Source organism: Lentzea guizhouensis, assembly GCF_001701025.1.
Taxonomy (GTDB): domain Bacteria; phylum Actinomycetota; class Actinomycetes; order Mycobacteriales; family Pseudonocardiaceae; genus Lentzea; species Lentzea guizhouensis.
The window spans coordinates 4,014,185-4,028,134 of the sequence record NZ_CP016793.1 but is presented as its reverse complement, the minus strand read 5'-3'; the positions used below and the strand labels follow the sequence as shown (position 1 = coordinate 4,028,134).

Annotated in this window: 12 protein-coding genes; 8 read left to right on the top strand and 4 right to left on the bottom strand. The window is 67.7% G+C overall.

Annotation, left to right across the window (positions count from 1 at the left end; translation table 11 throughout):
- Positions 1-97 precede the first annotated feature (97 nt).
- From BBK82_RS20145 to cobF, 4 genes are all read left to right on the top strand, one after another.
- Positions 98-733, top strand: a complete 636-nt coding sequence (locus BBK82_RS20145) for a peptidylprolyl isomerase (protein ID WP_065916383.1) — start codon at positions 98-100, stop codon at positions 731-733.
- Between the two features lie 274 nt (positions 734-1,007).
- Positions 1,008-1,910: a LuxE/PaaK family acyltransferase gene (locus BBK82_RS20140; protein WP_065916382.1), complete on the top strand. Its 903-nt coding sequence runs from the start codon at positions 1,008-1,010 to the stop codon at positions 1,908-1,910.
- Complete coding sequence (locus BBK82_RS20135) at positions 1,907-3,355, top strand: acyl-CoA reductase (RefSeq protein ID WP_065916381.1); 1,449 nt, start codon at positions 1,907-1,909, stop codon at positions 3,353-3,355. The genes BBK82_RS20140 and BBK82_RS20135 overlap by 4 nt, the downstream gene beginning before the upstream one ends.
- Before the next feature lie 29 nt (positions 3,356-3,384).
- The gene (gene cobF, locus BBK82_RS20130) at positions 3,385-4,128 is read left to right on the top strand and encodes a precorrin-6A synthase (deacetylating) (RefSeq protein ID WP_065916380.1); all 744 of its coding nucleotides are present in this window, start codon (positions 3,385-3,387) and stop codon (positions 4,126-4,128) included.
- Between the two features lie 97 nt (positions 4,129-4,225).
- On the opposite strand, the gene BBK82_RS47605 is transcribed toward cobF, so the two are convergent.
- Both BBK82_RS47605 and BBK82_RS20125 read right to left on the bottom strand, forming a co-directional pair.
- Positions 4,226-4,414 (bottom strand): DUF397 domain-containing protein, encoded by a 189-nt coding sequence (locus BBK82_RS47605; RefSeq protein WP_071812640.1) that lies wholly within the window; start codon positions 4,412-4,414, stop codon positions 4,226-4,228.
- 124 nt (positions 4,415-4,538) lie between these two features.
- Positions 4,539-5,402 (bottom strand): helix-turn-helix domain-containing protein, encoded by an 864-nt coding sequence (locus BBK82_RS20125; protein ID WP_071812639.1) that lies wholly within the window; start codon positions 5,400-5,402, stop codon positions 4,539-4,541.
- 16 nt (positions 5,403-5,418) lie between these two features.
- On the opposite strand from BBK82_RS20125, the gene BBK82_RS20120 reads away from it, so the two are divergent.
- A complete protein-coding gene (locus BBK82_RS20120; RefSeq protein ID WP_170067938.1) occupies positions 5,419-7,170 on the top strand; it encodes a hypothetical protein in 1,752 nt (583 codons plus the stop codon).
- A 33-nt stretch (positions 7,171-7,203) separates the two neighbouring features.
- Here BBK82_RS20120 and BBK82_RS20115 read toward each other — a convergent pair whose 3' ends face one another.
- Both BBK82_RS20115 and BBK82_RS20110 read right to left on the bottom strand, forming a co-directional pair.
- Complete coding sequence (locus tag BBK82_RS20115) at positions 7,204-9,303, bottom strand: tetratricopeptide repeat protein (protein WP_083268051.1); 2,100 nt, start codon at positions 9,301-9,303, stop codon at positions 7,204-7,206.
- A gap of 323 nt (positions 9,304-9,626) precedes the next feature.
- The gene (locus BBK82_RS20110) at positions 9,627-10,154 is read right to left on the bottom strand and encodes a TetR/AcrR family transcriptional regulator (RefSeq protein ID WP_065916377.1); all 528 of its coding nucleotides are present in this window, start codon (positions 10,152-10,154) and stop codon (positions 9,627-9,629) included.
- A gap of 95 nt (positions 10,155-10,249) precedes the next feature.
- Between BBK82_RS20110 and BBK82_RS20105 the strand changes: the two genes are divergently transcribed.
- From BBK82_RS20105 to BBK82_RS20095, 3 genes are all read left to right on the top strand, one after another.
- Positions 10,250-11,065, top strand: coding sequence for an oxidoreductase (locus tag BBK82_RS20105; protein WP_065916376.1), 816 nt, complete (start codon positions 10,250-10,252; stop codon positions 11,063-11,065).
- Positions 11,066-11,108: 43 nt separating this feature from the next.
- Positions 11,109-11,999 (top strand): helix-turn-helix transcriptional regulator, encoded by an 891-nt coding sequence (locus BBK82_RS20100; protein WP_065916375.1) that lies wholly within the window; start codon positions 11,109-11,111, stop codon positions 11,997-11,999.
- Positions 12,000-12,175: 176 nt separating this feature from the next.
- Positions 12,176-13,936 (top strand): alpha/beta hydrolase, encoded by a 1,761-nt coding sequence (locus BBK82_RS20095; protein WP_065916374.1) that lies wholly within the window; start codon positions 12,176-12,178, stop codon positions 13,934-13,936.
- The last annotated feature ends 14 nt before the right edge of the window (positions 13,937-13,950 follow it).

Here is a 13,950-nt window from a genome sequence, read left to right as displayed (position 1 = left end):
GGTGCCGCGAGGCGGCCTGCTGAGCGTGAATTACCCGCCCGCGTTACGAGTCGCGCCACTAGGCAGTGGCGTCGTGCCGCGACTACGGTCGGCGGGCATGAGGCTACTGCTCGCAGTACTGATGATGGTCGTCCTCGCACCTGCCACCGCACATGCCGCGCCACCGACCGCGCGGTGCGAGTTCATCCCCACGCCGGAGAACCCGGCGGCCCGCCCGGTCCAGCCACCCGCGTCGACGGTCCCGGCGCGCGGCACCGTGAAGGTCACCATCGTGACCAACTACGGGGTCGTGGTCGCGAAGCTCGACCGGGCGAACGCGCCGTGCGGCGTCGAGAACTTCGCGCACCTGGCGCGGAACTGGTTCTACACGATGACGCAGTGCTGGCGGCTCACGGACACCACGCGGCTGGGCGTGCTGCAGTGCGGTGACATCTACCGGGCCGAGGAGGGCGGGCCGGGGTACCGGTTCGCGGACGAGGTGACCGGGCAGGAGACCTACCCGCGCGGCACCATCGCGTACGGCAACCAGGGGCCGGGGACGAACGGCAGCGAGTTCTTCATCGTGCACTCGTTCGCGAACATCAAGCCGGTGTACACGGTGATGGGGCACGTCACGCACGGCATGGAGACGCTGGACCGGATCGTCGAGGCCGGGATCGTGCCGCAGCCGGACGGGACGCTCGACGGCGCACCCAAGAAGCCGGTGCGAATTCTCCACGTACTCGCCAATTAAGACGGTGAAATCCTGGGGACACAGGCGGCCGGGGTTGCCGAAATTCCGCAACTTCGACCTCGGCCGCCCATCAGGACCACGCCTACCTGCTGGTATTACCCCAGACGGCCCAGTTCACGCATTAACACATTAAGCTCGACTTGATATTCCGTGTGATCCACATCGCCCTTCGGATTCAATTGCACTGCTCCGGCGCCCCGCTCACCTGAACGGCGGTAGTACCGACCAGTAACGTGGTTCGGTATTCGTTCAGCCGGAAAGTGGAGGCACGGCGGTGGCACCCGAGTTCGAGCCCGTGAGGGTGCCGGATCCATCTCTGCGCGCCGTCCAGGAGCTCTGCGACGTCGCGGCTCCCTACGACCACGGCCACACCGGCCTGTTCCTCGAAGCGATGAACGAGTCGAACCGCTGGCACGCGCGGCGCAGCGAGTTCTTCCGCCGGTTGTGGTACGGCAAGCCGGTCGGCGACATCACCGAGCAGCCGTTCGTGCACGCGCACTTCTTCAAGATGCACGAGGTGCTTTCGGTGCCGCGCAACGAGATCGTCGTGCACGCCACCTCGTCCGGCACGACCGGGCAGAAGTCGCAGATGTTCTGGGACGCCTGGACGGTGCGCGCGAACCAGCGGATGGTGGCGCGGATCTGCGCGCACCACGGGCTCATCGACGCCGAGCACGCGCGGCACCTGGTCGACTTCGGCGGCATCCGGGCGTTGCAGCGGTTCACGCACAACGGCCCGCCGGTGCGGATCTCCGGCTTCCCGGCGTTCCTGAGCTTCACGGTCGACCGCGTGCGCGCGAAGGTCACCGGACCGTCCGGCAGCGCGGACGTGCGGATCCGCGGCAGCTACGGCTCGGTCGAGCACTCCGTCCCGTACGTCGGGTGCGCGCACCACAACCTGCACGTGCCGACCTGGTCGCGGGCCCTGGTGCGGGACGTCCGGACGCTGGAACCGTTGCCGTACGGCAAGTCCGGCTACCTCCAGCTGATGTCGCCGCACATCACCTCGGCACCCGCGCAGAGCGTCCTGATGGACGACCTCGCCGTGCTGCACGCACCGGAGGAGTGCGGCTGCGGCACCGCGACCCCGTGGTTCGAGGTCCTCGGCCGCGCCGGTGTCTTCCGCAACCGCTCCTGCGCCATCTCCGCCGCGGAGCTCCTGAAAGGCAGGGCATGAGGCACTTCTGGCAGGGCGAGTGGATCGGGGACGAGGCCGTCACCCAGCGCCTGCACACCCTGGAGGACCGCACCCAGCAGGTCGTCTCCGGCCCGCGGCTGCACCCGCTCGTGGTGCTCGCCGCCGCCGAGGCACTGGTCCCGCGGCTGGAGGAGCACCGCGCCGCGCTGGTGGCGTGCGGGCTCGACGCCGTGGAGGCCGACGACGCGCTGGCGGCGCTGCGGCACGCGTTGAGCCGCCCCGAGCTGGAACGCAAGCTCCGGCACGAGCTCGGCGACCTCGACCCGGCCAGGCTGGTGCGCTTCGACTTCCGGGTGCCGACCTACGAGGCTTGGGTGCCGCTCGGCCTGCTCGCCCACGTGACCGCGGGCAGCGCGCCCGCCACCGGTGTGCTGAGCGCCGTCGAAGGCTTGCTGTCGGGCAACCTCAACGTCGTGACGCCCGAGGACGCCGGTTTCACCGCCGGGGTGCTGGCCGCGTTGGCCGCGCACGACCCCTCCGGCCAGATCGCCGCCCGGTTGGTCGTGCTGAGCCCCGCGTCCTCCTCGACCGACTGGATGGCCGCGGTGCTCGGCGCGGCCGACGCCGTGGCCGTCTGGGGTGACGAGGAGGCGATCACCGAGGTCTCCGCGTCGGTGCGACCGGGCACGCGGGTCGTCGACTGGGGCCCCAAGCTGTCGTTCGCCTACCTGACCCGCGAACTCTGGTCCGATGTGGACACCCTGCACGCGCTCGCGGCGGACGTGTCCCACCTGGAACAGCAGTCCCCTTCCAGCCCACAGGTGATCTACCTCGACACCGAGGACGCGCGGCAGGTGTTCGCGTTCGCCGAGCGGTTCGCCTCGGTGCTGGAGCTGACCGCCCCGCCGACCCGCGAACCGTCGCAGGCGGAGTGGGCCGAGATCACGAACACCGTGGTCGTGACCGAACTGGAGGAGCACCTCGGCTACACCAAGGTGCACCGCGGCCCGCACTGGCGCGTGCTCGCGGACGTCCGGTTCGCACCGCGCACCTCGCCGCTGCACCGGACGGTGTGGGTGAAACCGTTGCCTCGCAAGCAGATCACCTCGGTCCTGCGCCCGATGCGGCGCTATCTCCAAACCGTCGGCCTCGCCGCCGGACGCCCCGACACCGCTGCGCTGGCCCGCGCGTTCGTCTCCGTCGGCGTGCACCGGATCACCACGCCCGGCTCCATGCTCGGCGGGTACAGCGGAGAACCGCACGACGGCGTGTACGCGTTGCAGCGCTACAGCAACCGCGTCTCCGTGCAGCTCGACGACCGGTTCACCGGCTGCGCCGTGCTCGACGACCCGGCCGAGTCGCGCCGGCTGCCACCCGACGCCGACCCGGTCCCGGCCGACCTGTACTTCCACAGCGGCGGCTTCCCGCGCCCACCCGAGCGGACGGCCGGCCGGCCCCCCGCACCGGCAAGACCCCGCGCCTGACCGCCGAACGCCCCGTCTAGGGTGTCGCCGTGCGAAAGATCCTGGTCATCGGCATCGGCGCGGGCAACCCCGACCACCTCACCCTGCAGGCGGTCAAGGCCCTGCAGACGGTCGACGTCTTCTTCGTGCTCGACAAGGGCGCCGTGAAACAGGAGCTCGTCGACCTCCGCCAGTCCATCTTGGCCGACCACGTCACCGGCCCCTACCGCGTCCTCGAGGGCCGCGACCCGGACCGCGACCGCACCCCCGACAACTACGTGCAGACCATCGAGGCCTGGCGCCGCGACCGCGCCGACGTGTGCGCCGGCCTCCTGGCCGAACTGGCCGACGACGAGGTGGGCGCCTTCCTGGTCTGGGGCGACCCGTCCCTGTACGACTCGACCCTCGCCATCCTCGACGACCTCCTCGCCCGCGGCCTGGAGTTCGAGGTCGAGGTCATCCCCGGCGTCACCTCGGTGGCCGCCCTGACCGCGGGCCACCGGGTCGCGTTGAACCAGGTCGGCAAACCGGTGCAGATCACCACTGGCCGCCGCCTCGCCGAGGGCTGGCCCGCGGACGTCGACGACGTGGCCGTGATGCTGGACGCCAAGTGCTCCTTCGAGGGCGTCGACCAGGACACGTGGATCTACTGGGGCGCCTACCTGGGCATGCCGGACGAGATCCTGGTGTCGGGGCGGGTCGGTGAGGTGGCGGCGGAGATCCGGGCGCTGCGCGAGGAAGCCCGTGCGCGCAAGGGGTGGATCATGGACACCTACCTGCTGCGCAGGACCTGATCGAATATCCCCGCCGGCTCCGTTCAGCGGCCTCGTCGCGCAAGCACGGCAGCGTGCGGAAACGCTGGCCGACAGTCACCTCGGTCCCGACCCGACTTCACCTGTTCGCCGCGCCGAGGAGTTGGCGGAGAAAACGTGTCCAGTTTTCGACCGGGATGGCCAGTGTTTGTCCATCCCGGTCACGCGTGTTCCTCACCCACACTGAGCCGCCGGCAAACGTCAGCTCGACGCAGTCGTGGTTACCGGAGTGAGAGCTCTTCCGCCACACGGGCTTCTCGTCCGCCATCGAGCCCCCTCGACCGAAGCGATAAGACCGCATCCCAGCTTATCGGGCCGTTTGGGCACAGCTCTACCACCGTCGGAGGGATCAGCACTACTCCGACCCACCTGGCGGCTCGCGTATCTGAAATTCAGCCGAGGTCGCGGATCGCCCGCTCAATCCTCGCTTCCAACTCCTCCTTTGGTCGCGCAATCGCTTCCAGCTGCAAGAACGCTTCGACGAAGTCACTGACCTGCTCGGCCTTGTCTTCGATTGCCAAGCCCGCAGCCGGATGCTCCGTCACGGCCACAGGGTCCTGCAGACCTCCCGAGAGCTCGAGCACGCTGAATGCACCGAGCTTCATTCCGATGTGCATACCTGCCGAGAACGGCAGCACCTGAATGCTGATATTCGGCTGGCGACTGAATTCTTTGAGCTGCAGCAGCTGCTCACGCATCACCGCGACTCCACCGACAACTCGATGGAGAACACTTTCATCAATGACGAAGAAGAACTTCGCGGACCTGCCCGGATCCAGAATTTCTTGTCGCTTGATCCTCACCTCTGTCTTCTTCTCGACGACATCCGCAGGTGTGCCATAGATCTGCTGGACCGCACGCGCGTAGTCGGATGTCTGCATCAGACCCGGCATCAGTTCGTCCTGGTTCTGCCGGATGATGGAGGCCGAGGATTCCAACCCGATGAACTTGACCATCGTGTCGCCGATGTACTCGCGGAAGTCGTCCCACCACGCCCGCTTGCGGCTCGCCTTGCCCATCTCCACGAGCCCATCGACCACCGCACGGTCGTCCACGCCGTAGAGCTGGAGCAGGGCCCGTAGGTCAACAAGCGAAAGACCCACGGCCCCGGTCTCGATGCGGATGACCTTGGAGACCGACCAATCCATATCATCAGCGACTTGCGCTTGAGTGAGTTTTGCCTGCTCACGAGCCCTGCGTAGCTCTCCGCGCAGTCTCCTCTGCTGCACCACCGGGTTGTTCTCCGGCACGGTCATCGACTCACTCCTAGTCTTGCATCGCGGCAATCTGCCACGTAGCTTATCGACTAGTGCCTTATGGTTCGGTCGCAACTCGACACAAGGCACAGTAGGCGAGTCGGCAGCGAATCGCCACGCACGAGCGGAGCGCGTCGTGTCCATGCGAGATCCCGCCCTCAACCCGGAGACGCGTCCCACCCGGCCGCGCCGCCGCGATGGCGCGCGGGACCGCGAGAAGGAGACCCGCCGAGTCGAGTTCGACATACTCGTCGTCGCACGCAACCACACGTCGACGGACCGGGTTCTCGAAGTGCTCCACGGCCTGGGCGACCACCTCAAGCCGGCGATCAAGTTCACGATCGACGCCGGGTCGAAGTTCGCCCGTCAACTGGGTCGCCGACTCGAGGAGATGGACGCCGAGGAACTCCCGTGGGAGGAGGCCAAGAGCCGGCAGTGGGACCTGATCATCGCTGCCCACGCCGACAGCCGACTCGGTGAACTGACCGGTCCCATCCTGGTGATGCCGCACGGCGTCGGGTACAACCGCAAGCGGCTCGAGTCGACTGGCGGCGAGCAGGCGGCGGTGGGCACCTCCGCGCACGAGCTCATGTCGAACGGCAGGGTTTACGCCAGCCTGATCTGCCTTTCCCACGAAGAACAACGGGCCCGGCTCTGCGAGGATGCCCGCGGTCACGGGATCGTCGTCGGCGACCCGGTCCTGGATCGGCTCAGGGCCGGCACGCTCCTGCGCCGCGACATCCGTCGAGAGCTCGGCGCAGGTCGGCGGACGGTCGTGTCGATCTCCACGACCTGGAACGAGTACTCAACCCTTGGCACCCGCCCCGATGTCTACCGCCGACTCGTCGCCCAACTGCCTGCGGACGAATACCTGGTCTTGGCCGTCTTCCACCCCAACGTCTGGTTCGGCCGGTCGCCCTACGAGATCAGGCACGACTTCCGCGACGAACTGGACAGCGGCCTGGTGCTGGTGGACCAGACGACGTGGCAGGCAGCATTGATCGCAGCTGACATCGTCATCGGTGACCACGGCAGCGTCACGAACTACGGGGTCGCACTCGACCTGCCCGTCCTGCTCGCCGTCGACGGCTCGAAGGAGATCGACGAGCGTTCGCCCCTGGCCGGTTTGCACGCCGCGTTGCCGCACCTGGTCGACGGCGTGCCCTTCCGGGACCAGATTGAAGAAGCGCTGCGGGACCACCGACCCGACAGGTGGGCGCCGTTCGTCGAGCAACTGTTCGCGATGCCCGGACGCGGGCTGGAGTCCGTCGTGAACGCCGCGCGCTCGTTGATCGGCCTGCCGCCGGTGTCCGCTCCGCCTCGGCCACGGCGACCCGATTCGATCAAGGTGGTTCGAGGCGAGCCGATCACCGCGCATCGAGTGGTGGTGCGGGAGCAGCGCGACGATCCCGTCTCCCTGTCGATCGAGCGCTACCCGGCGATCGTCACCACCCGCGAGGACCACCCGACCTCGATTCTCGTCATCCGCCACGACGAGATCTACCCGGAGACCAGGGACCTCGCTGAGATCATCGTGCACGACGAGCCCCTGTCGGCCGAGGAAGCCGAGACGTGGCTGGGGGAATCACTCGCCAACTGGGGTGGGGCGCTCGCCGCCGCCGCGCTTGAGGGCGGCGGGTGCCTGGTTCGATGCCGGGACGGCACAAGGGTGAGCGCACGAGGTGATCCGACCACCGCTGCCATCACCGCGTACTGGCAGCTGGTCCGCGGCAATCCGGTCACCACAGAAGACTTCGAGGTGTCTTGACGCACGACCCGCACATGACATCAGTGCGGTGGGTCAACCTTCATCCTCCGCGCGCCGATCAGCTTCGAGCCACCGCCGAACTTCGGCGCTGCGAGGGTTCTTCGCCTCCGCGTACAGCCGGTAGAGGCGTTCCGCCGATGACTGGAACAGCGAACGATCACTTCGGGCCTCGGCGACGCGGACGAGCTCCTCCAACGCCTGCGCCTCCTTGACCGGCTCCTTCCTGGCGTGGGTGACCCGGACGGCGGACTCCAGTTCAGCGCGTGCGTCGTCGTACTGGCGCAGACAGTGGTACGCAGCGCCCAGCGCGATCCGCACCTTCGCCTCCACCGACTTCTCGTTGTGCAGCCTGGTGGCCACCGTCAACGCGGCGACGAGCACCGGAACCGCCTGGTCGGCGCGCTGCGCCCGCACCAGCACATCACCCAGTTGATAGGACTGCATCGCAAACGCGCGATCATCCCCTGCTTTCTCCTGTTTGGCGACGAGCTGGCGAAATATGTCCACTGCCTCGGGATAACGCCGCAGCTCCCGGTACAGAAGGCCGCGCGACTCCAACAGCACCGCGGCGACACGTTCGTCATCCGACAACACGGCAGCTTCGTCGAGTTGAGCCGAAGCCGGTGAATAATCCCGCATTTCGATGTGTGCGCGCGCCAAACGATTTCTCAGATGCGCTTCCGCCACCGGGTTCTCAGTGATCTGCGCGGCGGCGACACCCAGCCGATGTGCTTCGACCCAGTCTGAATAGTGCTTTCGCACGTGGAAGAACGGCCACAACGAGTCGCACATCCGCCAGACGACCTCGTACCAGCCAAAAGCATCGGCCGCCCGCAGCACTGCGAGCAGGTTTGGACGCTCCGTTTCCAGCCAGGACACCGCCGCGCCCCCGTCGAACTCGACGTGCCAGCCGCTGAGGTCGGGTTCCGCCAGCCGCCACCGCGCCCCCAGCATCGCGGCATCGGCCGCAGCCGCGCCAAGGGCGAACCAGTCGACGATCCGGCGCACAACGTCTCGTCGTTCCTCGGCGGCCAGTTCGGCATCAGCCCGGCGCCGGGCGTGCAGTGCGATCAGCTCGTGGAAGCGGAACCGGTCGGCGCCGACCTCTTCCAACAGGTTGGCGGCGCACAGCGACTCCAGCAGCTCCTCGGCGGCCGTTGCGCTGAGCCCTGCCGCCACCGCGGCCAGTTCGAGCGAGAAGTGGGAACCGGGGTGCAGCCCCAGGACGCGGTAGAGACGTCGCACCTCGTTCGCCAGGTCGTCGTAGGCCAGGTCGAACATCTCTCCCACCGAACTGCCCTCCCCTTCGACGACCAACCGGTTCAGCCGTTCCCGATCGTCCGAGAGGTGCCGCACCAGTCGTGCGAGCGGCCACCGTCGGTGATGTGCGAGGCCGGCACTGGCCACGCGGAGCGCCAAAGGCAGCCCCGCGCACAGTCGGACGAGCTGCTGGAACGCCATCCGGTCCGCATCGATCCGCCTGGACGCCACCATCCTCGTCATCAGGCTCACGCTGTCATCGCTGTTCAGCGGTGACAGGTCGATGAACTCGGCGCCGTCGATGGCGAGGCCCGCCAACCGGTGCCGGCTGGTGACGACCACAACGCTGCCCGGTGCGCTCGGCACCACTGAACGCACCTGCGCCGGCTCGTCCGCGCCATCCAGCACGACCAGCACCGGCGCGTCCGCCGTACGACTGCGGAACAGTGCGATGCGCTCAGACCTGATCGCCGGGATGTACGGCGCATGGACGCCCAACGCGCCCAAGAACGCAGAAATCACATCGCTCGTGCTCACGCCTCGGTGACCGCGGAAGTCGGTGAGATCGGCGTACAACACGCCACCTTCGAACCGGCTTTTGTTGGTGTGCGCCCACTGTGCCGCAGCTGCGCTCTTGCCCACCCCGGCCATCCCGCTCAACACGAACAGAGCAGGTCCACGTCTCTGGTTTGCGAGTGCCCGGTCCATCGACCGCAACACGTCGACCCGATCTACGAAGGCGTGTGGCGGAGGAGGCAACTGCATCGGGCGATATTCCCGGTCACCGGGCGCGTTCAGCAAGACCTGACCGATGTGCTCAGCCTGGACGACCTGACCGTGAACAGCGCCAGCGATGTCATTGCGCGTGGTCATGCCAGCCCCCCGGTGGCCAGTGCGTTGCCGTTCACTGCGTCACCCTGAGCCCTCCCAGGTGCGTTATCGGGTCAAGCAGTCCTGCCGCACCCGGAGGTTCACCCGATCAGCGGTTCCGGCACCTCGTAGGAAACACGGTGCAATCAGCGGTTCCATGCTATGAAATCGCACACCAACGATTAACGTTACACCCCGAACGTCTTTTTGTTCATATGGACCAACAACTATCACTCGACCGATCGCAGATCTGACACGGAGCGGTATACGACCTTGACGCCAAGCAGTTGATCGAACTCCAACGATATGGTTGATCGTAAGCAAAACTAAGGAGCGATCAGCTTCTTGACCGCGCAAACCACCAGCTCACGACTCGCCACCGGGGTCGAGAACGCCAGGATCGACATGTGCACGGTCAGGTTCAGCAACTCCTCGGCCGTGAACTCGCGCGGTAGCTCGCCGCGTTCCTGCGCGGCGGCGATCGCCGCCACCTTCTCGACGTGCGCGTCGGCCTCCGCCTTCGAGATCGCCTCGAACCCGTTCTCCAACCGGTGGTACCCCGCCAGGCTCAGCAGTTCCGGCTGCCGTTCGTACGTCTCGAACAACCGCCCCGCGTACCCCGGCAGGTCCTCCGGCGTGATCGGCACCGCCTCGACCACCCGCGTGATCTGGATCTTCAGGACCTCGTCGAACAGGTCCTCCTTCGACCCGAAGTACGCGTAGATCATCGCCTTGTTGCAGCCGGCCTTGGCGGCGATGCGGTCGACGCGCGCGCCCGCGATGCCGTGCGCCGCGAACTCGGTCAGCGCCGCTTCCAGCAGTTTCGCCTTGGTTGCTTCCTTGTCCCTCGCCACGTGGCGATTCTAACCAACTAGTTGGTTGACAGTCGACCGTCGAGCGTGGTTGCCTGGAAATGCAGCCAACCAACTGGTTAGTTAGGAGAGCGGGCATGAAGGTCGCACTGGTCACGGGCGCGTCGTCGGGCATCGGCGAGGCGACGGCGGTGGCGTTGCACGAGGCCGGTTACACGGTCTACGCGGCGGCGCGGCGGCTCCAGCGGATGGAAGGGCTCGCGAAGCGCGGCATCAGGGTGGTGCGGATGGACGTCACCGAGGACGACTCGATGGTCGCGGGCGTCGAGCAGGTCATCGCCGAGACCGGGCGGATCGACCTGCTCGTCAACAACGCCGGCTACGGGTCGTACGGGGCGTTCGAGGACGTGCCGCTGGCGGAGGGCAAATATCAGTTCGAGGTCAACGTGTTCGGGCTGGCGCGGCTGGTGCAGCTCGTCGTGCCGCACATGAGGAACGCGGGCAGCGGGCGGATCGTGAACGTGTCGTCGATCGGCGGGCGGATCTACGAGCCGCTGGGAGGGTGGTACCACTCGACGAAGTTCGCGGTGGAGGGGTTGAGCGACTCGCTGCGGCTCGAGCTGAAGCCGTTCGGGATCGACGTCGTGGTGATCCAGCCCGGCGCGATCAAGACCGAGTGGGGCGGCATCGCGGTGGAGAACATGAAGAAGACCTCCGGGCAGGGTGCCTACCGCGACCAGGTCGAGGCGCTGTCGGCGTTCTTCGCGCAGACCGAGCGCGGGTCGGAGCCGGAGGTGATCGCGGACGTGATCGTCAAGGCTGCCCAGGCGCGCAGGCCGAGGACCAGGTACGCGGCGGGGTTCCTGGCGCGGCCGGTCCTGTTCGCGCGCAGGGTGTTGCCCGACCGGGCGTTCGACGCGCTGTTCCTCGGCATCATGCACCGGGCCGCCTGATCGCGGCAGGTACCTTCGGTTCAGAAGGACCGGAGGGAGCGGCGTGCACGGGGGTTTGTCGGCGGAGGCCGAGCAGCTGTACCTGGCGCTGCTGCGGGGCGGGCGCGTGAATGCCGGTGCGGCGCTGGAGGAGCTCGAACGGCTCGGGCTCACCCGTGGCGGTCAGGTGCGGCCGCCGCGGTCGACGTTGGCGGCGATCGCCTCGGAGCACGAAGTCTCCGCGCAGAAGGCACGGGAGACCGCCGAGGTGCTGGCGCGGGCCTATGCCGCGCGGGGCGGGCTGGAGGCGGACTTCGTCGAGGTGCTCAGGGACGCGGGCGAGGTGATCGCCGCGTTCGAGGAGATGCAGAGCCAGGCGAAGACCGAGGTGCGGGCGCTGGACCCCGGCTCGTACCTGAGCCCGCAGCCGGAGGCGAGTCCCGCGCAGCCGCCGGCACTGGCCCGCGGGGTCGGCTACCGGGTGGTCTACGACTCGTCGCTGCTGCAAGACCCGCAGGGGTTCGCGTCGGTGCAGGAGAGCATCGCGGTCGGTGAGCAGGCGCGGGCGTTCCCCGGGGTGCCGCTGAAGCTCGTCGTGGCGGATTCGGACAGGGCCTTGATCGCGGTGCCGACAGTGACGGGCGGGAACGTCGTGGCGCTGCTCATTCACCCGTCCGTGTTGCTGAGTGCGCTGGTCGAGTTGTTCGAGGCGTTCTGGCGAATGGGCGTGCCGATCACGGCGAGCGGGCAGGACAACGACGAAGGCGAGCCGACGTTGGCGACGCACCGGCTGTTGTCGCTGCTCAGCGCGGGTCTGACGGACGAGTCGATCGCGCGGGAGCTCGGGGTCAGCGAGCGGACGGTGCACCGGCGGGTGAGCCGGCTGCAGCAGTTGCTGGGCGCCCAGACGCGGTTCCAGCTCGGCGTGCAGGCGTCACGGCGCGGCTGGCTCTAGTCACTCTCGGTCAGTACAAATCGCTCGTTCATCACTCTGTGGAACCCTTTCGTGACGGATTCCAGACATGGCGACTTTCTGCCATCACCCAGACGTGTTAAACGGCGTTGAAAACCTTTCTCCTCACCTGAAGGCACGGGCTCTCCAGGCCGTGCGGGGGCAGGAAGGGATCCACAGTGACGAAGACTCTCAGAGTCGCGCTGGCCGGGGCGCTCGCCGTCTCGGCCATCGCGCTCGCACCGGGGGCGCAGGCCGCGCCGAAGGCGGACCCGGACACGGCGGCGCTCGCAGGTGCGCTGACCACGCAGGCGATCACGTGGGAGGAGTGCACCTTCCCCGGCGTCGCGGAGGAGACGGTCGCGCGCTTCAAGACCGTCAAGGGGCTCGCGTGCGCCACGGTCAAGGTGCCGCGCGACTGGCACAACCCGCAGGACGGCAACACGATCGACCTGCGCGTCTCGAAGACCGAGACCGCCTACAAGGGCACCGCCCGCCAGGGCATCGCGCTCGTCAACCCCGGTGGCCCCGGCGGCTCCGGCCTGCCGTGGGGCGCCGCGATGGCCCTGCGCGCGCCGGTGCTCGCGAGCCAGTACGACTTCATCGGGTTCGACCCGCGCGGCGTCGGCCTGTCCACGCCGCTCAAGTGCAGCTACACGGTCCCGGGCTCGACCGACGAGGACGTGCTGAACCGCGCGAAGGTCGCGGGCTGCTTGGAGAACCCGCTCACGCAGTTCATCACCACCGAACAGACCGCGTACGACATGGACTTCATCCGGGTGCTGCTCGGTGAGAAGAAGACCTCGTACATCGGCTACTCGTACGGCACGTGGCTCGGCACCTGGTACGCCACGGTGTTCCCGGGCAAGGTGCACCGCTTCCTGCTCGACTCGGCCGTCGACGCGTCGCAGACCACCCTCGAGGAGACGTGGGACCTGCAGCCGCGCAGCCGTGACCGGCAGTTCCAGGAGGCGCTGCTGCCGTACGTCGCGCGCAACAACGCGATCTACGAGGCGGGCACCGACCCGTTCGAGATCCGCAAGAAGTGGGAGCAGGCGGGCGGCACGCGCGACTTCCTGGGCCAGCTGTTCACCGCGTGGTTCATCATCCCGGCGATGTACGACACCACCCAGTACGAGGTCGCGGCCTCCGCGGTGGCGACCGTGGCCGGCACGGTGACCGAGGGCACCACCGCCGAGCGCGTCGAGGCGATCGTCGCGAAGATGCTGGCGCGTCCGGGCCTGTCGCCGGAGAACGCCGAGTTCATCAAGAAGGCCAAGGCCAACGCGCTCGCGGCCATCGAGAAGAAGGAGCGGGTCGCGGTCAAGTCCACGACCGCCGCGGCCGAGGTCGAGACCTGGGACGCCACCTTCGAGGCGATCCGCTGCCAGGACGGCCAGTGGAACCAGAACCTGCAGTACTGGCACTACTGGAAGGCCGACCTGACCGTGAACGCGCCGTTCATCGCGCCGTTCATGAGCACGCCGCTGTGCGCGTACTGGCCGACCAAGAACTCGAAGCCCACGCCGGACAAGAAGACGTTCCCGCGCGTGCTGGTGGCGCAGAGCGAGCTCGACGCGGCGACGCCGTACGAGGGTGGCGTGTCCACCACGAAGGCGCTGCCGGGTGCGAAGCTGATCAGCGTCGACAACGAGGGCTCGCACGGCCTGTTCCCGTACAACACGGACTGCGTCGACGACCCGATCACGTTCTACTTCCAGACCGGTGCGACGCCGCGCAAGCAGTTCACCGGGTGCCAGGCGCTGCCGCTGCCGGGTGAGACCGAGACGTTCCAGGTCGGTGGCACGCTCTCGAACGGCAAGGTGAAGATCAAGATGATCACGCCGGCCGTGAAGAAGGCGAACAAGATCGTGAAGGACCTGCTGAGCTCGTCGTCGACCGCGCAGGCGGACGAGTCGGGTATGCCGGCCAACATCTGATCTGCCGTTGTCGT

What these genes read in the sequence shown, in the direction of transcription:
- BBK82_RS20145 (WP_065916383.1), top strand. Translation starts at nt 98, where the DNA reads ATGAGGCTACTGCTCGCAGTACTGATGATGGTCGTCCTCGCACCTGCC.
- BBK82_RS20135 (WP_065916381.1), top strand. Translation starts at nt 1,907, where the DNA reads ATGAGGCACTTCTGGCAGGGCGAGTGGATCGGGGACGAGGCCGTCACC.
- BBK82_RS47605 (WP_071812640.1), bottom strand. Translation starts at nt 4,414, where the DNA reads ATGGCGGACGAGAAGCCCGTGTGGCGGAAGAGCTCTCACTCCGGTAAC.
- BBK82_RS20125 (WP_071812639.1), bottom strand. Translation starts at nt 5,402, where the DNA reads ATGACCGTGCCGGAGAACAACCCGGTGGTGCAGCAGAGGAGACTGCGC.
- BBK82_RS20115 (WP_083268051.1), bottom strand. Translation starts at nt 9,303, where the DNA reads ATGACCACGCGCAATGACATCGCTGGCGCTGTTCACGGTCAGGTCGTC.
- BBK82_RS20105 (WP_065916376.1), top strand. Translation starts at nt 10,250, where the DNA reads ATGAAGGTCGCACTGGTCACGGGCGCGTCGTCGGGCATCGGCGAGGCG.